General features: G+C 62.8%; 15 protein-coding genes, 1 tRNA gene and 1 pseudogene. 11 read left to right on the top strand and 6 right to left on the bottom strand.

Annotated features, from left to right (window positions below; genetic code table 11):
- Positions 1-2 precede the first annotated feature (2 nt).
- From JFC13_RS14385 to JFC13_RS14365, 5 genes are all read left to right on the top strand, one after another.
- The gene (locus tag JFC13_RS14385) at positions 3-593 is read left to right on the top strand and encodes a type II secretion system F family protein (RefSeq protein WP_198397748.1); all 591 of its coding nucleotides are present in this window, start codon (positions 3-5) and stop codon (positions 591-593) included.
- 110 nt (positions 594-703) lie between these two features.
- The gene (locus JFC13_RS14380) at positions 704-1,306 is read left to right on the top strand and encodes a GNAT family N-acetyltransferase (protein WP_143922100.1); all 603 of its coding nucleotides are present in this window, start codon (positions 704-706) and stop codon (positions 1,304-1,306) included.
- Positions 1,307-1,476: 170 nt separating this feature from the next.
- Positions 1,477-1,833, top strand: a complete 357-nt coding sequence (locus tag JFC13_RS14375; protein WP_198397747.1) for a DUF4244 domain-containing protein — start codon at positions 1,477-1,479, stop codon at positions 1,831-1,833.
- A 1-nt stretch (position 1,834) separates the two neighbouring features.
- The gene (locus tag JFC13_RS14370) at positions 1,835-2,260 is read left to right on the top strand and encodes a TadE family protein (RefSeq protein WP_198397746.1); all 426 of its coding nucleotides are present in this window, start codon (positions 1,835-1,837) and stop codon (positions 2,258-2,260) included.
- Positions 2,257-2,574, top strand: a complete 318-nt coding sequence (locus JFC13_RS14365) for an Rv3654c family TadE-like protein (protein WP_198397745.1) — start codon at positions 2,257-2,259, stop codon at positions 2,572-2,574. The genes JFC13_RS14370 and JFC13_RS14365 overlap by 4 nt, the downstream gene beginning before the upstream one ends.
- Before the next feature lie 28 nt (positions 2,575-2,602).
- Here JFC13_RS14365 and JFC13_RS14360 read toward each other — a convergent pair whose 3' ends face one another.
- Positions 2,603-4,879: a DEAD/DEAH box helicase gene (locus JFC13_RS14360; protein ID WP_198397744.1), complete on the bottom strand. Its 2,277-nt coding sequence runs from the start codon at positions 4,877-4,879 to the stop codon at positions 2,603-2,605.
- Between the two features lie 55 nt (positions 4,880-4,934).
- Between JFC13_RS14360 and JFC13_RS14355 the strand changes: the two genes are divergently transcribed.
- Both JFC13_RS14355 and topA read left to right on the top strand, forming a co-directional pair.
- The gene (locus JFC13_RS14355; RefSeq protein WP_332839426.1) at positions 4,935-6,659 is read left to right on the top strand and encodes a class I SAM-dependent methyltransferase; all 1,725 of its coding nucleotides are present in this window, start codon (positions 4,935-4,937) and stop codon (positions 6,657-6,659) included.
- A 135-nt stretch (positions 6,660-6,794) separates the two neighbouring features.
- A complete protein-coding gene (gene topA, locus JFC13_RS14350; RefSeq protein WP_198397743.1) occupies positions 6,795-9,641 on the top strand; it encodes a type I DNA topoisomerase in 2,847 nt (948 codons plus the stop codon).
- Between the two features lie 128 nt (positions 9,642-9,769).
- Here the strand turns inward: topA and JFC13_RS14345 are convergent, their stop codons facing one another.
- Together JFC13_RS14345 and JFC13_RS14340 are read right to left on the bottom strand one after the other, a co-directional pair.
- Positions 9,770-10,294 (bottom strand): GNAT family N-acetyltransferase, encoded by a 525-nt coding sequence (locus tag JFC13_RS14345; protein WP_198397742.1) that lies wholly within the window; start codon positions 10,292-10,294, stop codon positions 9,770-9,772.
- A gap of 79 nt (positions 10,295-10,373) precedes the next feature.
- Positions 10,374-11,108: a lipoate--protein ligase family protein gene (locus tag JFC13_RS14340; protein WP_232488640.1), complete on the bottom strand. Its 735-nt coding sequence runs from the start codon at positions 11,106-11,108 to the stop codon at positions 10,374-10,376.
- Between the two features lie 115 nt (positions 11,109-11,223).
- Here JFC13_RS14340 and tmk point away from each other — a divergent pair, with 115 nt between their 5' ends.
- Positions 11,224-13,935 carry a dTMP kinase gene (gene tmk / locus JFC13_RS14335; protein ID WP_232488654.1) on the top strand — a complete coding sequence of 904 codons (2,712 nt, stop codon included), beginning with the start codon at positions 11,224-11,226 and terminating at the stop codon, positions 13,933-13,935.
- Positions 13,936-15,093, top strand: a complete 1,158-nt coding sequence (locus tag JFC13_RS14330) for a DNA polymerase III subunit delta' (RefSeq protein ID WP_198397741.1) — start codon at positions 13,936-13,938, stop codon at positions 15,091-15,093. It abuts the gene before it with no gap.
- A gap of 3 nt (positions 15,094-15,096) precedes the next feature.
- Here JFC13_RS14330 and JFC13_RS14325 read toward each other — a convergent pair whose 3' ends face one another.
- Positions 15,097-16,188: a M20/M25/M40 family metallo-hydrolase gene (locus tag JFC13_RS14325; protein WP_232488639.1), complete on the bottom strand. Its 1,092-nt coding sequence runs from the start codon at positions 16,186-16,188 to the stop codon at positions 15,097-15,099.
- Positions 16,189-16,300: 112 nt separating this feature from the next.
- A complete protein-coding gene (locus JFC13_RS14320; protein ID WP_198397739.1) occupies positions 16,301-17,212 on the bottom strand; it encodes a GNAT family N-acetyltransferase in 912 nt (303 codons plus the stop codon).
- A gap of 126 nt (positions 17,213-17,338) precedes the next feature.
- Between JFC13_RS14320 and JFC13_RS14315 the strand changes: the two genes are divergently transcribed.
- Positions 17,339-17,411 (top strand) — tRNA-Thr (locus tag JFC13_RS14315).
- A gap of 43 nt (positions 17,412-17,454) precedes the next feature.
- On the opposite strand, the pseudogene JFC13_RS20045 reads toward JFC13_RS14315, so the two are convergent.
- Positions 17,455-17,979: pseudogene (locus JFC13_RS20045) on the bottom strand (tyrosine-type recombinase/integrase); the annotation flags it as partial.
- A gap of 262 nt (positions 17,980-18,241) precedes the next feature.
- Between JFC13_RS20045 and JFC13_RS14305 the strand changes: the two are divergent.
- Complete coding sequence (locus tag JFC13_RS14305; RefSeq protein ID WP_198397737.1) at positions 18,242-18,490, top strand: hypothetical protein; 249 nt, start codon at positions 18,242-18,244, stop codon at positions 18,488-18,490.
- Positions 18,491-18,595: the final 105 nt, after the last annotated feature.

Below are 18,595 nucleotides of genomic sequence, written 5' to 3'. Positions count from 1 at the left end.
ATATGACCACGGTCCTGATGGGAGTGCTCATCGCGATGGGAGTTCTGTTGTGGTCGGGCAGATCCGACGGGCGGCTGAGACGCCTGCTGAACGGGGGGAGTGAACGACGGCAAGGCGGTGTCGAGGCGCCCAAGCGGGATTCGCAGCTGGACTCGAAGGACCAGTCTCGGGTGGTCGATGACCTGCTCGCCTTCGACCTCGATCTCGTGGCCATCTGCCTCACCTCCGGGTTGCCGATCCCGGTCGCTCTGGCATTGACCGCCGAGGCGACAGGCGACAGGTCCGGGTTGGGGCGAATCTCGCGGTCCATGACGATCGGGGGCCAAGACCTGTCCGACGATGATCGACTCATCCCGGTGCTGGAAGTCTTCGAATTCTCCGAACACACAGGCGTCGGACCCGCACCACTCATCGAATCCGTTGCGAAGGAACTCCGGGACTCATCCCGCAGGCGCAGACAGGAGGCGGCTGCGGCTCTGGGCGTCAAACTCGTCGTACCGCTGGGAGTCTGCATCCTCCCAGCTTTTCTGCTGCTCTCGGTCGTTCCCGTGGTCATTTCGCTGCTGTCTGACCTGACGACTGTCTTCTTCTGACAGAATCCGACACCCATGACAGAACCCCTGACCCAGGGGCCGACCGCGCGTTCTGACTGTCGTGAGTGATTGTCGACCGACCGTTCAGCTGGCCTTGGTAAGGTCGGGGGATGGCACCGGTTACGCCCTTCAATCAACTGTCCAACGTCGAACAAGCCGAAGAATACGCCGACAAGCTCTTCACCGGTCGGCACGTCAGGCTTCGTCCGCTGCAGCAGGAGGATCTGCCCTACCTCGAACAGTGGTGGTTTGATCCCTCGATCGTGGTTCTGCAGAACCACACGGTGCTGCCGCGACCCGAGGGCGGGGTGTCCGAACAGTTCGCACTGTGGAGCGCGAACAAGGATACCGATGCGGTCGGTTTCAGCATCGAGCTGCTCGAGACCGAGGAATTCGTCGGTCACGTGACACTCTTCGGACGGAATTCGATCAACCAGTCCGCCACCTTGGCCATCGTCCTCGGACCCGAGTTCCACGGCCGCGGCTATGGCTCCGATGCCGTGCGTCTGGGCATCAAATACGGCTTCCTGCAGCTGGGACTCAACCGTATCGAGCTGCAGACATGGGCGTTCAACACCCGCGGCATCGCTTCGTACACGAAGGCCGGATTCGTCGAAGAGGGACGTCGCCGTGAGGCTGTCTTCTTCAACGGTCGTCGCCACGACGAAGTCCTCATGGCAATCCTCAAAGAGGAGTGGGCCGGCCGGGGCTGACTCGTGTGCTTCAACCTGTGGAATCAGCCTCGACTCATGTGCGTTTCGACTGTGGACGCTGAACCTGTTTCCACAGCTCGATTGTGACCTCTGGACGTGAGTCCTCGTCTCATCCAACACTGAAACTCTCATCGCAGACCGCGAATGAGGGCTTCAACGAGGAGGAGACTATGAGCATAGAGACAAAGCCGACCGACTGTGACGGGCCGCCCTACCCGCAATGGGGTCAGGTGCGAAGCGTCGATACCAGCGATGTCGATTGGTCCGGAACAGCCCTGTACTCCGGCGCTGTCACCGGCACCGATGCGGATGCTGCTGCGAATGCCATCGACCGTGAAGAACCCTGGCGAGAGGATGGCACTCCAGAACCCTGGGGTCCCGACGCAGGGGCAACGACCGCAGAATATGCGATCACCACCCTTGCTGCCTGCGGATTCGCGGCGCTTCTGGTCGTCATTCTGAAATCGGAACCGATCAAAGAACTTGTCACCGGCGTAATCCAGACCGCCCTCGGGCTCGGAGCCTGACATGGCGACCGGATGCTCCTGTGACTCACGAAGACAGAAGCAGCACCGGGATGCGGGAACGGCCACCGCCGAATTCGCAGTGGTCATGCCCGCCGTTGTGCTTCTCATTATCGTACTCACAGGGGCAGCCGCCGTCGGCTTCTCCCAGTTGAGAGCCTTCGACGCAGCCAGATCTGCCGCCCGAGAGATCGCCCGTGGTGAACCACAGGCAGCGGTCGTGACCGAAGCCAAGAAGCACGCTGGAAATGCGTCCGAGGTGCTGGTCCGTTCCGAGGGAGGATATTCGACGGTGACCGTCACCATCGAACTCCCCGCAGTGATCATCTTCCTCAGCGAAGTCGAAGCAGCAGCGACGGCGCGAACAGAAGGAAGTCGCTCCACTGCCGGCGAGGCCCTGGGCCAGCCCGCTTCAGGTAGACTGCCGTGACGAACATCGTGGTCGGGCTATGCTCGATGATCCTGGTCCTCGTCACCGCTATCGGCGGCCTCAGCCAAGCCTTCGCAGCCCACAGCACAGCGCAGAGTGCCGCCGACCTTGCGGTGCTCGCGGCGGCCGACGTAGTTCGCGGACTCGCCACCGGCGATCCCTGTGACATTGCCAAGGAGGTCGCGAAGCGCAACGGTGCGGTGCTCGACGACTGTCGTGCATCGACGTCAGAGCAGAGTGCCTATGTCCAGGTCGAAGTCGACATCCCCGGCCTGCTGCCGAAGGTGAAGGAAAAGGCCGTGGCCGGGCAATAGAAGGAGTGGTCAAAAACGACGGAGATCGTCAGTCCAACACGGCGCGCAGCAGTCGCAGAGCCGCATCCTTCTCCAAGGGTTCATTGCCGTTGCCGCATTTTGGTGACTGCACGCACGAAGGACAGCCGTCGACGCATTCGCACGCGGCGATCGCATCACGTGTCGCGCCCAGCCACCCTTCGATGACCTCGTAGCCGCGCTCGGCGAACCCGGCCCCGCCGGCGAGCCCGTCGTAGACGAAGACCGTGGCCATTCCGGTGTCAGCGTGCAGCGCGGTGGAGACGCCGCCGATGTCCCACCGGTCGCAGCCGGCGAACAGCGGCAGAAGACCGATCGAAGCATGCTCGGCTGCGTGGACGGCACCGGGCAGGTCGGCATGGACGATCTCGGCTTCGTCCAACAGCGTCTGCGGAATCGTCCACCACACGGCTTTGGTCTCCAGGGTGCGTTCGGGCAGATCGAGTTCGTGTTCGGCGATGATCGCCCCACCGCGCTTCGCCCGCATCCGGTAGGCGATGACATGGTCCTTCACATCGACCGTCCCGCTGTGCACGGACACACCGGAGGACAGAGTCCGCTGCTGATCGGTGTCGACGATGTCGATCTCGGTCTGGGACCTGGCCTGCGTCGTGTAGTCGACTTCGGCACGTTCGACCAGCGCCACATGTTCCTCGAGATCAAGGTCGAGGACCGTGAAATCGGCGCCCTGATGCGTATAGACCGCACCGGGATGAGCCCCAGTGAAAGCACCGGACTCGTCGACGGTGCCCAACAGTGCACCCGTGCTGGCCTCGACGAGTCGGAACTGTCCACCCCCGCTGCCACGGATGTCGGACATGTCCGCCGCGGACGAGTCCTTCGCCCAGAACCACCCGGTGGGTCGTGCGCGCAGGAGCTTTCGCTCGACTAAGTCAGCGAGCACCTCGGCGGAGTTGTCGGGGAAGTGAACGAGATCCGCCTTCGTCAGCGGTACCTCGGCGGCTGCGGCACACAGGTGCCCGCCCAGAACATGTGGATTGCCGGGATGGATGACACCAGCATCGACGGGAGCATCGAAGATGACTTCGGGATGGTTCACGACATAGGTGTCCAGCGGGTCATCACGGGCGATGAAGACGGCCATCCACCGCTGCCCCGCACGTCCCGCACGACCGGCCTGCTGCCACAGTGACGCCAGGGTTCCGGGCCACCCGGAGATGATGACGAGGTCGAGGCCGGAGATATCGATCCCGAGCTCAAGAGCGTTCGTCGACGCCACCGCCAGGAGACGTCCTGATCGCAGTGCCGACTCGAGGAGTCTGCGCTCCTCGGCAAGATAACCGCCGCGATAGGCCGCGACCTTGTCCTTCAACGAGTCATCGACCTGAGCGACCTGGTCACGCACGGTCGACGCCAATGCTTCTGTGCCGCGGCGGGAGGCGATGAACGCAATCGAACGATAGCCTGCGCACATTGCGTCGGTGAGGATATCTGCCGCTTCGACAAGGCCGCTGCGGCGCTCGCCGCCGGGGGAGACCGGTGGCTCCCAGAGAGCGAAGCTGCCCGAGGCGCGGGGAGACGAATCCTGGCTCACCGCGTGCACTTCGCGTCCCGTGAGCTTGGAGAACGCCTCATCCGGGTTCGCCATCGTCGCCGACGCTCCGATGACCACAGGGTGAGCCCCATAGTGCGCGGCGATGCGCAGCAGGCGGCGGAGGATCAGTGCCACGTGGGAGCCGAAGACTCCTCGGTAGCGGTGGGCCTCGTCGATGACGATGAAGCGCAGCGACTTGAATAGCCGAGCGAACCGTTCGTGCTGCGGCAGGACCCCGCGGTGGAGCATGTCCGGGTTGGTGAAGATGATGTTCGCATGCCGTCTGGCCCAGTCCTTCGACGCCTGGGAGGTGTCGCCGTCGTAGGTCGCAGGCCGCATGCCCTGGACGATGAGCTTCTCCAGATTCGCCAACTGATCAGCGGCCAAAGCCTTGGTCGGTGCGATGTAGATCGCCGAGGAGGTGCGCAGCTTCGCACGGGTGCTCTGAATCGATTCGAGGACCGGCAGCCAGAACCCCAAAGATTTCCCCGAGGCAGTCGGAGTGGCGATGACGACGTCCGAACCGTGCCTCGCCGCCTGCGCTGCTTCGAGTTGGTGGTCCCACAGCTGATCGACCCCGATGGCATGACAGGCGTGTTTGAGTTCCTCGTCGATCCACTCCGGCCAGTCCGACTCATGTTCGAACCGCTGTGGAATATCGCGCACGTGGACGATCCGTTCATCCCTGGCACCGAATCCGGTGACGATGTCGAGAAGAGCAGAAGAGGCCATGGCCCCAATTATGGCGCAGTCAGAGTCCTCGGGGTGCAGTCGCTAGGATTTGTGTGTGATTGAACAAGACATGACCCTAGTGGCAGACCGACTCTACAGGGCCGGATACACCGAGCCACGGCTCCGACAGTTCTGGGGTGGACCCATCGCCTCCGCACTGGTGCGCAACAACGCGGCCCCCGCGATCCACTTCTGCCAGACGGTGCTCGAATCCGCCCAGACACAGACACAGACACAGCCGCAGGCACAGGAACCCGGTGAGGCTCCAAAGCGGTTCGACGAGCACCTGGCGGCACTGGCGATGCTCTTCCACTTCCATCGCGAGATCAGCACCGAAACGGCGCGCGCAGCCCTCGGCGAGGACGCGTTCGATATCGCAGTCGACAGCGGACTGCTCGTGACCAGCAGTCGTGGCACCACAGACGATGGTGCCGAGATCTCGAACGCCGAGGTGGGGGAGCCGGGACACGTGTCCGCTCCGTTTGCGGTCACTCCCTATGATCTGCCGGTCGGTGTTCCACGCGGCTTCCGCCGCGGCGACGAAAACCTCTATCTCGTCAGCGACCATGGAACTCTCATCAACCCCGATGTTCTCGACGGCGACTTCGTGCTTGGACTCGGCGGGGCCGGACGCACGCTCGTGTCACTGACACCGCGTGACCATGTCTCCATCTCCGCCGATATCGGCACCGGGTGTGGGATCCAGGCTCTGCTGTTGGCCCGCCACAGCGACCGCGTCATCGCCACCGACATCTCAGAGCGCGCTCTGCACCTGACCGGACTCAGCGCCGGACTCAATGGCGTGGACAACATCGAACTTCGGGCAGGATCCATGCTCGAACCGCTCAGCGAATCAGTCGATCTGCTCGTGTCCAATCCGCCCTTCGTCATCACCCCGCGCACCACCGTGGCCAACTTCGAATACAGGGACGGCGGGATGACCGGTGACCGGCTGGTGCAGTCCCTGTTCACCGCGATTCCCGACCACCTGCAACCGGGCGGACGATCAGTGTGCCTCGGGAACTGGGAGACCACCTCGGCGGTGGATGCAGGGCCGGAGGCCTGGGTCACGGACCCGGATACCTCGGTGCTCGTCATCGAACGTGAGGCGCTCGACCCCATCGCCTACGCAGAGACATGGATCAGAGACGGAGGCATCCCTCGTGCCAGCGAGGACTGGAACGCGGCAACTGCAGCCTGGATTGAGGACTTCGACACACGTGATGTGACCGAGGTCGTCTTCGGATACGTCATCATGCACAGGGCCGAGCACAGCTGCGCCACAGATAACGATGTCCCAACGATTGCCGACCACACGATTGCCGGCAACGGCGAACAGCCATCATCCGTGTTCAAGACAAGGGTCAGGACCACCTCGGCGATAGCGAACAACCCGCATGGACTCGGACAATTCATCGCGACCACATTCGCGCTGCGATCGTGGCTGGCGACTGCCGGTGCCGAAGAGATCGCGAACACCGTATTCACCCGCTCCCCGGACCTCGTCGAGCACCGCCACCATATGCCCGGAGAATCAGACCCGAGCTCGATCACGCTGGAACAGGGCATCGGATTCGGTCAGGTCTTCGACCTTGACACAGCCCTGGCCGGATTCGTCTCGGTCGCTGACGGAAGCCTGACTCTGCGGCAGACAGCGGTGGCTCTTGCACAGCTTCTCGACGTCAACCCGACCGCACTCGAAGACCAGCTCATCGCTCAGGTGAGACAGCTCGTCACCGCCGGTGCACTGCTGCCTGTGAACGAGAGGAAACAGGAATAACGGTAGTATCGAAAGCCGTTGCCGTTCAGGTTCGCTGCATCAGCCCGATGCAGGTCAGGCACGATCATCAGTGTTACATTGGGCCGGATCGTCCGTTTATTCGATCAACCGGCGCCGTGAGAGGAATGTGAAAGCGTGACCACAACCGAGAAGCAGCCCCGCCGTCTCGTCATCGTCGAGTCCCCGACGAAGGCGCGAACGATCGTTGGGTACCTCGGAGAGGGTTACGACGTTGAGGCGTCGGTCGGCCACATCCGCGACCTTCCCACCCCGTCCGAACTCCCGGCAGACATGAAGAAGGGACCGTACGGAAAGTTCGCTGTCGACGTCGACAACAACTTCGATCCCTACTACCGCGTCGACCCGGGCAAGAAGAAGAAGGTCACCGAACTCAAGCGCCTCCTCAAGGACGCCGACGAACTCTATCTCGCAACAGATGAGGACCGGGAAGGTGAGGCCATCGCCTGGCACCTTCTCGAAGTCCTCAAGCCGAAGATCCCCGTCAAGCGCATGGTCTTCCACGAGATCACCCGCGAGGCCATCGAGCGGGCACTGGAGAACACCCGTGAGATCGACACCGCTCTCGTCGACGCACAGGAGACCCGCCGCATCCTCGACCGCCTCTACGGCTACGAGATCTCGCCCGTCCTGTGGCGCAAGATCCGTGCGGGGCTCTCCGCCGGCCGTGTCCAGTCGGTGGCGACCCGACTCGTCGTCGAACGCGAACGCGAACGCATGGCCTTCGTCTCCGCCGACTACTGGGACCTCGACGTCGACTTGGGACTGCCCGATGGCACCAGCCCGTTCGCCGCGAACCTTTCAACCCTCGACGGTGCACGCGTGGCCTCCGGCCGAGACTTCAATGACAAGGGTGAGCTGAAGAACTCCTCGGCCACCGTCGTCGACCAGGCCAGAGCCGAAGCGCTGGCCACGGAGCTCAACGGCACCGCGAAGGACGCGCTGACGGTCACTGCCGTCGAGTCGAAGCCGTATTCGCGCAAGCCTGCGGCACCGTTCACGACCTCGACCCTTCAGCAGGAAGCCGGCCGTAAGCTGCGCATGAGTGCTCGTCAGGCCATGCGCACCGCCCAGTCGCTGTACGAGCACGGTTACATCACCTATATGCGTACCGACTCCTCTGCGCTGTCGGGTCAGGCGATCTCCGCGGCACGGAAACAGGTGACCGAACTCTACGGTCCCGAATTCGTTCCGCAGTCGCCTCGCACCTACTCGGGCAAACAGAAGTCGGCGCAGGAGGCCCACGAGGCGATCCGTCCCTCCGGTGACTCCTTCCGCACCCCGGCCCAGGTCTCGAAATCGCTCAGCGGCGACGAGTTCCGTCTCTACGACCTGATCTGGAAGCGCACAGTCGCCAGCCAGATGGCCGATGCCAAGGGCAAGACCGCAACGATCAAGGTCCGCGCCGACCTCGCCGACGGCCATGATGCGGGCTTCAGCGCCAGCGGCACCGTCATCACCTTCCGCGGGTTCCTCGCCGCCTACGAAGAGGGCACCGACGCCGGACGCTATGACACGAAGTCCGGCGAGTCACGCCTGCCGCAGGTCGAAGAAGGACAGTCGCTGTCCGTGGTCAAGGCCGAAGCCGACGGTCACACGACGGCCCCACCGCCACGCTTCACGGAAGCCAGCCTGGTCAAGCAGCTCGAAGAGCTCGGCATCGGCCGACCGTCAACCTACGCCGCCACGATCTCTGTCATCCAGGACCGTGGATACGTCACCTCCCGCGGCAATGCGCTGGTACCCAGCTGGCTGGCGTTCTCCGTCGTCCGCCTCCTTGAGGAGCACTTCACAGGCCTCATCGACTACGCGTTCACCGCCGACCTGGAATCCGAACTCGACCGGATCGCCATGGGCGAGGAAGACCGCAAAGCGTGGTTGGCCCGCTTCTACTTCGGCGACAAGTCCCAGGACCGCGAAGGGCTCAAGGAAGTCGTCGACGACCTCGGCGACATCGACGCCCGCGAGGTCAACACCGTGCGGATCAGCGAAGGCGTGAATCTGCGTGTGGGTCGTTATGGGCCCTACCTCGAGGTCCCGGCCTCCGAAGAGGGCGCGGACCCGAAACGCGTGTCTGTGCCCGAGGATCTGGCCCCGGATGAGCTGACCGCGGCCAAGGCCGCTGAACTCATCGAATCGCAGGGTGATGGCGACCGTGAACTCGGTGTCGACCCAGAGACCGGACACACCATCGTGGCGAAGAACGGGCGCTTCGGCCCCTATGTCTCCGAGATTCTGCCCGAGCCCGAGGAGAAGCCCAAGCGCGGAGCGAAGAAGCCGAAGCCTCGCACCGGCTCTCTGTTCAAGTCCATGGACCTGAATTCGATCGACCTTGAGACGGCACTGACCCTGCTCAGCCTTCCCCGGGTCGTCGGCCAGGACGAAGAGGGCACTGACATCACCGCCCAGAACGGTCGCTACGGTCCGTACCTGAAGAAGGGCACGGACTCACGGTCGCTGACCGACGAAGAGCAGATCTTCAACATCACCTTGGACGAGGCGCTGAAGATCTACGCCCAGCCGAAGCAGCGCGGTGGCCGTCAAGCCGCAGCACCATTGAAGGAACTGGGCGAGGATCCCATTTCGAAGAAGCCGGTTGTGGTCAAGGACGGTCGCTTCGGCCCCTACGTCACCGATGGTGAGTTCAACGCCACTCTGCGCAAGGACGATACGGTCGAGTCGATGAACATCGGCCGCGCCGCCGAGCTCCTGGCGGAGAAGCGTGCGAAGGGACCGGCTAAGAAGAAGGCGCCGGCAAAGAAGGCACCAGCGAAGAAGGCTCCCGCTAAAAGGACGACGGCTGCCAAGACGGCCGCTGCAAAGAAGACTCCGGCGAAGACAGCTGCGAAGTCGACGACAGCCAAGAAAGCCACGACGGCGAAGTCGACGACAACGAAGACCGCTGCCGCGAAGAAGACGACAGCCGCTAAGAAGTCGACGACTGCGAAGCCGAAGACTCCCTGACGAGCCTGGGTCGGCTGGCATCGACGCCCCTTAGGTGGACGTTTTGGACTGATTTCCCGCTCTGGGATCGGCCCAAAACGACCATCTAAGTCGTTCACAGTGGCTGAGATGCGGGTCATCGGCTCTTATTAAGCACGTTCACTCGATGCGTTTGCACCTGATGTGTTTGCAGCTGACTCATCGGCGAACGCGTGCAGGGTCTGACCATCGAGGCGGAAGGTCTCCCACTCGTCCTGAGCGTTCGCGCCCAGCGAGCGGTAGAACCCGATCGAGGGCTCGTTCCACTTGAGCACGCACCACTCGAGGCGGGTCAGACCCCGTTCCTGGCAGATTTGAGCCAAGTGCCCCAGCAGGGCTTTGCCGGCCCCGATGCCGCGATGATCAGGGTCGACGAACAGATCCTCGAGCCAGATCCCATTCTTTCCAGTCCAGGTGGAGAACGAATGGAACCAGATCGCGATGCCGATGATCTGCCCTTCCACCTCGGCGACGAGCCCATAGGTATTCGGACGGCCATCGTCTGGGAACATCACCGCAGCGAAGTCGTCCTCGGTGGCGTCGACCGCGTCGGGTTCCTTCTCATACACGGCCAGAGCATGGACAAGTCGGAGAATGTCCGGCAGATCGTTCTTCGTCGCCTCGCGCACATTCATGAGGTCATAGTCTCCAATCGCTTCAGCGTCGCAGTGCAGGAATTGTCGCAGTGCAGGAATTTTCGCAGTTCTAGGGGTGTCACAGCACATGAGTGCCGGTCTTCTCCGGCAGCGCCGCGAGCTCGTCGGCGGTGGGCTCACCGGGCGTGTGTGGATCGGCATAGGAATAGTAGGAGGCGAACGCCTCGGCGACGGCATCGATCGTGATCTCGGGGTGAACTTCACTGATCGAACCGCCCGTGGCAGGGTCCCACTCGATGCCCAGGGCCGCCTCGACGTCGGTGAGGACGGCACGGATGGGATCGGGATCCTCGACGATCACGGAGGACGAGAACAGCCACGCACCTGAGACCACCCGCTGTGCGGTTCCGATCGCCTTGATCCGACCGGCCACGTTGACGCTGTGCTCTCCGGGGCAGTATTCACCGGGAATCTCGCCGAGGCGGGCGTCGACTCCGATGCCACGCAGAACCTCGACGTAGTCCTGCCCGAACCCGGAGAACCTGGCGGTCGTGTCCTTGATGAAGGCATCACTGGGTTCGATGTGATCGATGACCAGGGACCCCCGATGATAGGCCGCGGCTCGCCCGCCGAGGCTGCGCAGAGCTGGGGTGAAACCGTGATCTCGGGCTGCTTCGACGGCCCTCGGGAACCCGGGGAGGAAGCGGTCTCTGGCCCCGAATGCCACCGTCGGAGCAGGGCGGTACATCCGCAGGGTCGCCTCGCGGCTGCCATGCTTGACCGAGTCGAGGAGGACTCGGGCGAAGGCGAGCTCCTCGATCGGACTCAGTCCGGTGGTTGCAACTGCTGACATGGCGGTATTCGTAGTGTGCACGCAATCAAGAGTAGAGGATCAGGCGTCGGTGAGAAGAGATCCGGCCGGTTCCAAGAGATATGTCAGTCGCGGCAGATATTGTAGGGCTGTGAGTATGTTGACGACTACAGGACATCGACTTCCCGGAGCCCCTGGCCGGTTGGTTGCCGAGACCGCTGCTTGGGGCGCACTGATAGTGCTCGTGGCGATCAGCTATGTCGTGGCGGGCACCAGCGGATTCTTCGCCACGATCGGTGGGCGGGCGTTTACCGCAACGGCAGACAGCATTGGTGCGGGAGGCTTCGACAACCAGTTGGGAAGCCTGTCACTCCTCATCGTCTTCGTCCTCGCCGGGGCCGGACTGTTCATCCCGCAGAAGATCTTGGCGAGCAAGGGCCCGGCCGTGCGCAAACTCGCGCTCAGCATCGCCGCTGTCATCGAGGCTGGGTTGCTCATCGTCCTCTCCCTCGCACCGAGTGCCTGGCTGACCTGGGTCACCGCACTGTTCCTCGGAGCCGTCGTCGGCCTGCTGATGAGCATCAATCCGTTCACGAACGAGAAGCCGTGGCGTCGAGTCGGCATCCCCGCAGCGATCCTCGTCTTCGTCGCATTCTCCTTCCAGATCATCGGTGGGTCCGCCGCAGGCACTCAGTCCCTGGGGTGGATGAGTCTCCTGGTGGGTGTCGCCATGGCCGTCGGCGCCGTGATCATCTTCCTCACTCCTGAGCGTGCTCTCCACGCCGAAGCAGCGACAACCGGCGCATTCCCCTCGACCAAGGCACGCGTGGCCAGACCAGCCGCGACCATTAAGATGCCGTGGGTCTGCATCGCGCTGTTCGCAGTGCTGGGAACCACCGTCATCCTGGCCCAGCCGACCGCTGTCGAACACAGCTTCGGCCAAGCCGGCTTCGCCCTCATGATTGCGTCGTGCCTGGTGGGTTGGGCCATCGGCTTCGAGATGGGGCCCACTTTCGCGCCCGGAATGTCTCGGCCGCGCGTCTCCGCCTTCGCGTTGACCGTGTCCGGAATTCTGCTGATCGCCACGGGAGCCATCAGCGAGCTCTCCGGCAAGGTCGTCCTTTCCGCAGTCATCGCCTTCCTCGTCGGAATCGGGGTCCGCTCACAGCCCTATGACTTCTCGCGGCGGATCGGAGCCGTCGGCGGCGCGGTGGTCGCCCTTATCCTCAACTCCATCGACTTCGGCATCACCATCCCTGTCGGCTCGGCCATGGAATGGCTGCTGGCCCCCAGCGACGTTGCCTTCGGAATCTTGGGACTGGCCGCTCTGGTCGCCGGAGTCATCGGACTCTTCATCTTCGACCCGCACGGTCTTCAGGGACTGTCCGTCGACATCGTGCATGGATTCCGTCCGCCCAGCGCCGCCGAGAACGGAGCGAACGACGGTATCGGAAACTCCGCGGAACGACTGGGAGCCGGATTCTTCATCGCCATCGAAGGCGGTGATGGTTCGGGCAAGAGCACACAGATCAAGCGAATCTCACAGATCCTGGCCGACGAAGGACACAACGTCGAAGCGACCCGGGAACCAGGCGGAACCGAACTGGGACGACAGATCCGTTCGGTGCTCTTCGACTCCGAACCACCGAGCCCCCGCACCGAGGCGCTGCTCTTCGCCGCCGATCGCGCCCACCACGTGGCCTCATTGGTCGATCCGAGTCTCGACGGCGGAAACATCGTCATCACCGACAGGTACATCGATTCGACGATCGCCTACCAGGCTGCAGGCCGCAACTTCGACCCGAAGACGATCCTGGCGCTGAGCAAATGGGCCACTCAGGGACTCGTCCCGCATCTGACGATCGTCCTCGACATCGATCCCGAGACCGCCGCGACCCGGATGGGCAAGCGCGGCGAGAACAACTACCTCGACGAGGAGAACCGGCAGTTCCACCAGCGGGTCCGTCAGACCTACCTGACCCGTGCGCACAAAGAGCCCGACCGCTACGTCGTCCTCGACGCATCGGTGTCGGAGGATGAACTGACCGCCGAGATCCTCACCGCCATCCGCAGCCGTCTGCCGCGGCAGCTGGGCAGCGCGGCCGCCACCGATGCAGGTGTGGTCACAAGCACGTCAACCGACGCCGAGGCGGAGGAGAGCCATCCCTCCGAAGCCGTCGTCGACTCGCCCGCCGAGGAGACCGATGAGGGGGCATCGACTACCGCCGACGAGTCGGTCGCACCCGAGCCCGGAGTCCGATTCGTTCCAGCTTCGAACGAACGGTTCATCCCGCAATCCGCTGACCGCCTCGAATCCGAAGAACGCAATGAGGGAGTCGAAACGGAGAGAGTCGACCTCGGCGCTGATCTGCGAGGGCCAGACGGACAAGGCGATGATGAAGCGGCCACGACGGTGCTTCCAGCTCACGCAAGCGCACCTGAACCCGAACCAGAGCCCGAGTCTGCGCCTGAGTCCGAACCCGAGACCGACGAGGATGCGGCCACGACGGTGCTGCCGTCCCGCGGAGTCACGCCGAGTGCTCCCTTGGCAGATGACGATGATGAGGACGCTGTGCCGACGAATGAGATCGCAACTCCTGACTTGGAGGAGGCAGAAACCCGTGTGGTAGGTCAGGTCGACCCCCGCAGCGGTGACGGGACTCCACCGAGGTCCGAGGCTCAGCCGGGAGGCGGGACCGACGCGGGCGACGAAGATGCAGCGACAACGGTCCTGCCCATGCGAAACGCCCGACAGATGAGCCGAGAGCGACTGCATGCCCAGGCTGAGATCGAACGTCAGGCACGCGAGCGGCTGCGCAAACAGCGAGAACGCAACCATCAGCGCTTCAACAACCCGGAAGGTCACTGAGTGAGCGTCTTCAATGAGCTCGTCGGCCAGGACGACGTCATCACCCAGCTCAAGTACGCGCTCTATTCGCCGGGTGCGATGACCCATGCCTGGCTATTCACCGGGCCCCCGGGGTCCGGTCGATCCAATGCAGCACGAGCCTTCGCCGCTGCCCTGATCTCCGGCAGCGAGGAGCCCGACGATGTCACCGCCCGTGTACTCAAAGGTCATCACGAATCGCTGACGATCATGTCGACCCAGAAATCGGTCATCGCGATCGATGAAGTGCGGGAACTTGTGACGAGAGCACAGTCGGCCCCGGTCAACTCTCAATGGCGGGTTGTCATCATCGAAGACGCGGACCGGATGAGCGAGCGCACAGCCAACGTGCTGCTCAAAGCCATCGAGGAGCCGCCACCTCACACCGTATGGCTGCTGTGCGCGCCGAGTCCCATCGATGTGCTCACCACGATCCGTTCCCGGTGTCGCCCTGTGCGCCTGCGCATCCCCTCACGGGAAGCCGTGGCACAGCTCCTCATCGAACGCGACCATGTCGACGAGGACAGAGCCAAGTGGGCCGCCGCCGTGGCGCAGAACCACATCGGTCGCGCCAAGTACATGGCGCTCAACGAATCTGCCGGTGAGGAGCGTAAGCAGATCCTCGCGATCCCCGGCAAGCTGACCTCCGTCGGTGCGACGATCCGCTTAGCGGGACGCATCGTCGATGAAGCCGCAGAGACCGCTAAGTCTCGAGTAGAGGAACGCAATGCTTCGGAGCGCAGCGATCTCATGGCGACTTTGGGCATCGAATCCGAGAAGTCCATCCCTCCCTCGGCGAGATCTCAGATCAGGAAGCTCGAAGAGGAGCAGAAGCGCCGGTCGGTACGCGCCCGCAATGACGAACTCGACCGAATCTTCCTCGAACTCATGAGTCTCTACCGCGACATCCTCATGCACCAGTTGGGGATCCGCGAGGGATGGATCAACGCCGGAGAAGTCGATCTCATCGCCGAGCAGGCGAACCGGGACGGCCCCGATACGACTCTGCTGCGCATCGATGCCATCACCGAGGCGAGACGACGGCTGCAGACGAATATGTCACCCGTGCTCATCGTCGAATCGGCGTTCGTGCTGCTGTCGAACCCCTGGCTGCTCGAGGACCGTACGGGCGCACTCTGAGGCTCAGTCCTCGTCGAGGAGCTCGCCGACCAGAGCAGTGGTGAGCTCAACACGGCGAGGGATCCACACCTGCAGGGCATGTTCGGTTCTCGCGTGCGAACCTCCGCCCACTGTCCCCAGTCCGTCAATGGTCGGTGTTCCGACTCCGGCTGTGAAGTTGCCGTCCGATCCACCGCCGACGGCCACGGAGCGCAATGGCGGGTGCCCCAGGTGAGCACTCAGCCGCTGGGCTCGGGCGTAGAGCCCCATCGCCATATTCTCCTCCAGCGGGGCACGATTGATGCCACCTAGGACGTCGACCTTGGCCCCGGCCACAGTTGGGGAGAGGGAGCTCATGATTGCGTCGATGCGTTCCTGTTCTGCGACCGAGGCGGCCCGGGAGTCGACACCGACAACAGCCTTGGCCGGCACGGTGTTCGTCGTCGAACCGCTGTGCATGACAGTCGGCACAACCGAGGTTCCTGCAGACGGATCATGAAGGCCCGCGATCTTGACGACCTGGTTGGCGACCTCGATCGTGGCGTTGATGCCCTTCTCTGGCTCCACGCCCGCATGAGCGGCCAAGCCAGTGACTTCCAGTGAGTAGATGGCGACACCTTTGCGGGCGATCTTCACAGCCCCGTCAGGTGCGCCGCTTTCGAAGACCAAAGCCGCCCTGGCTCCACGGGCTTCGTCCTCGATGATCTGGCGTGAACCGGGGGAGCCGAGCTCCTCGTCTCCGGTCATGAGGATGCTGACGCCATCGAGATTGCCGCGATCCTCGCGCAGACGCGCCATCGCATAGAGAGCGATGAGCAGACCGCCCTTCATATCGTCGGCGCCCGGTCCGCGCACGACACCGTCAGTGACCGAATAGGGGAAATCGGCAAGAGTGCCGGTGGGCCACACAGTGTCATGATGGCCGATCAGCACAACCCTGCGGGGCCCGGACCCGAAGCGCCACAGCAAGTGCGGGTGCGAGTCGGTTTCGATGATGTGAGGGGCCGCCCCCAGCAGACCGGTGCCGATCCGAGAGACGAGCTGAGCACTGCGGGCCAGCGATTCGGGGTCCTGGGAGAACGACTCACATTCGATGAGCGCCTGGAAATCACTCATGAAGTCCTTCGAGTCGAACTCGACCACGTGCGTCACCCTTTTCTCTTGTGGAATGTCTGTCTCCACCAGGTTAACCGGTGAGCTGCCGCAGAGGCGTGAGGGCTGGGAGGCGTCAACTGCCTCGGCGAAGATCCTTGACCTGGGGGCGAGGAATGTAGCCGGCGGACGAATAGGCGGCGACGGCGCTCCTGTTCGCACTTTCCGTACAGACTGATGCCGACGACGATCCCAGCTGCTGCAGGCGGCTTGCCGCAGCGATCGCTATGGCCTTTCCATAGCCGTGACCCTGTTGGTCGCGGTGGACGGCCAATGGTTCGAGCAGTCCGGGACGGTTCGGACCCGCTGACCATACTGTCGTCACGGCGACCGGCAGACCGCTGTTGTCATACCCCAGCAGGCACTGTGCTCGGGAGGAGAAGGGGCCAGACATCATCGTGTGCCACCGGTCGACTAATCGCTGTCTGTCGTCAGCGGTGTAGGGCACACCGCGAAATGCCGACCAATGAATGGCCGTCCAGGCCTCAGCATCGTCTGGCCCGGCAACCTCGACTCGGATGTCGGGTTGTTCCACCGGCACACTCAAGTCACGATTCATCGGCGTCCACGGCTCGTCCGTGCCCCATCCGCGAGCTTTCAGACATTCGCAGAGGCGAAATGCTCCCCGAGCTTCGACAATTGCCGTTCCCTTTCTGAAGACAGTGGTGTCCGTCCCCGAAGCAGTCCTGTCCGATGAGACGATGTCGGATTCGATCTGCCGTGCCAAAGCGTCATCGTGAGTGAGATCCGGGTCAACAGACAGACGGAGAAGGTCCTCGCCGTCAAGCAATCCGATTGCCAGGATCCTGTCCTGGCATCGCCAGACCCGCAGTGCCTGAGCCGTTGCTCCTGCACCTCTCAGCGAATACCAGCCCAGGTCTCCGGTGTGGAGGTGAAGCGGGCCGGCATCGGACTGCCATCGATCGAGCACAGCACCGATATCGGGAAGTTCTGAGACCTGAGGGACGGTCAGCACAACGGTTCTCATATGACTCCTGAGATGGGGAGAGAATGCGCAGGGAAGTCCAGCATATGTGAGCTGTGTTACGTCGCTGGGGTTCGGCTGCGTTCCTTTTGACCAGGAGTCCTGGTTTTGGCTAGAGTTAGCTCGGTTGCCGCCTTAGCTCAGTCGGTAGAGCGATTCACTCGTAATGAATAGGTCGCGAGTTCGATTCTCGCAGGCGGCTCGGCAACAACACCCCAGGTCAACAGCCTGGGGTGTTTCCGTTGCTAGCACCGTCCTCGTCTCCAATTGTGCCCCCGGTGTGTCCCAGGGGAGTTCAAACGGTCCAAACCGGTCCGGTCAGCGACCGTTCCGAGATGCGGTACATACAAGTTTGTTGTGCTGATCGAGGGGGTTATAGGCCAAAATGTGTGTATGGGTAGGGCGTGTCCGGCCCATGCTTGTACCGTCGCCGCATCGACGCCGCGACGAAGCCATAGACAGATCGCGGTGTGGCGCAGGTTGTGTATTCGACGAACCTTAGCCGTCTGGGGCCAGCGCGCCGACTTCTTGAAGCCTGAGGCATGAAGGCGAGTTCCTGTGCTTGCCGTGAACAGCGGATCATCTCCGGCTTTGTCGCCAGCACACGTCTCGATCAAGCTCAAAACTCGATCTGCGACGGGAACAGTACGGGCACGACGTCCCTTCGTCGTTATTACGGCGATACCCTCCGGCGCAGCTCGTCGTACCACTAACACGGGTACAGGGACACGCGAGAAATCGCCCACGGTGATCGCTTGCAGTTCCGACCATCGAAGCCCAGTCCAAACCCTGCATCAGTCCCGGCCGTATTAGTGGGGAGCACACTTGTTGCGGCACCCGCCAGTGCTGCGGAAGCCAACGTGCCGGACGATCTCGCCAAGAACGGTGGATCGATCGAAATGGCTGCAGCAGGCGAGTCAGAGACACTTGAGATCTCGCGGGACGGCTGGCCGACATGATGGGGCGGTAGGGGACCTTGAAGTTCGTGGCCCTGATATGACATTCCCGATGCGTGACAGCGAAGGCTCACTCGTGAGTTTCAGCATCAACGTTCATGGGCTCGCAGACGAAGTTGAGGCGAACAGTTCCGATGCGGTCGTCGCGATGGGAAACAGTCGTGGAGCACAGCATGCAGCGCTCGCGCTTATCGCAAACCGTATCCTCGAGGACCATCACGAAGACTGGGATACGGCTTCCGATGGTGAAGTCGTGTACCACGATGACAATTACGAACCGATCGTAATCGACATGGAGAACTTCCCAACTAGGCGACGTAACTAGAGTCATCTCGTGTAGACCCCCCGGGCCGTCATAGCCTGGGGTTGTTTATGGTGGGATTTCAGCCGTGACTGATTCTCCACGTGTCGTCTCTGGTGACTCTGCCGA

Source organism: Brevibacterium antiquum (assembly GCF_016107655.1).
Classification (GTDB): Bacteria; Actinomycetota; Actinomycetes; order Actinomycetales; family Brevibacteriaceae; genus Brevibacterium; species Brevibacterium antiquum.
The sequence above is the reverse complement of the archived record's forward strand: the minus strand, read 5'-3'. Positions and strand labels throughout refer to the sequence as shown.

Bases quoted from the DNA above. Each gene is read 5' to 3' on its own strand.
- JFC13_RS14340 (WP_232488640.1), bottom strand. From the start codon at position 11,108: ATGTCAGCAGTTGCAACCACCGGACTGAGTCCGATCGAGGAGCTCGCC.
- JFC13_RS14375 (WP_198397747.1), top strand. From the start codon at position 1,477: ATGAGCATAGAGACAAAGCCGACCGACTGTGACGGGCCGCCCTACCCG.
- JFC13_RS14345 (WP_198397742.1), bottom strand. From the start codon at position 10,294: ATGAATGTGCGCGAGGCGACGAAGAACGATCTGCCGGACATTCTCCGA.
- JFC13_RS14320 (WP_198397739.1), bottom strand. From the start codon at position 17,212: ATGAGAACCGTTGTGCTGACCGTCCCTCAGGTCTCAGAACTTCCCGAT.
- JFC13_RS14360 (WP_198397744.1), bottom strand. From the start codon at position 4,879: ATGGCCTCTTCTGCTCTTCTCGACATCGTCACCGGATTCGGTGCCAGG.
- JFC13_RS14370 (WP_198397746.1), top strand. From the start codon at position 1,835: ATGGCGACCGGATGCTCCTGTGACTCACGAAGACAGAAGCAGCACCGG.
- JFC13_RS14385 (WP_198397748.1), top strand. From the start codon at position 3: ATGACCACGGTCCTGATGGGAGTGCTCATCGCGATGGGAGTTCTGTTG.
- JFC13_RS14325 (WP_232488639.1), bottom strand. From the start codon at position 16,188: ATGAGTGATTTCCAGGCGCTCATCGAATGTGAGTCGTTCTCCCAGGAC.
- JFC13_RS14380 (WP_143922100.1), top strand. From the start codon at position 704: ATGGCACCGGTTACGCCCTTCAATCAACTGTCCAACGTCGAACAAGCC.
- tmk (WP_232488654.1), top strand. From the start codon at position 11,224: ATGTTGACGACTACAGGACATCGACTTCCCGGAGCCCCTGGCCGGTTG.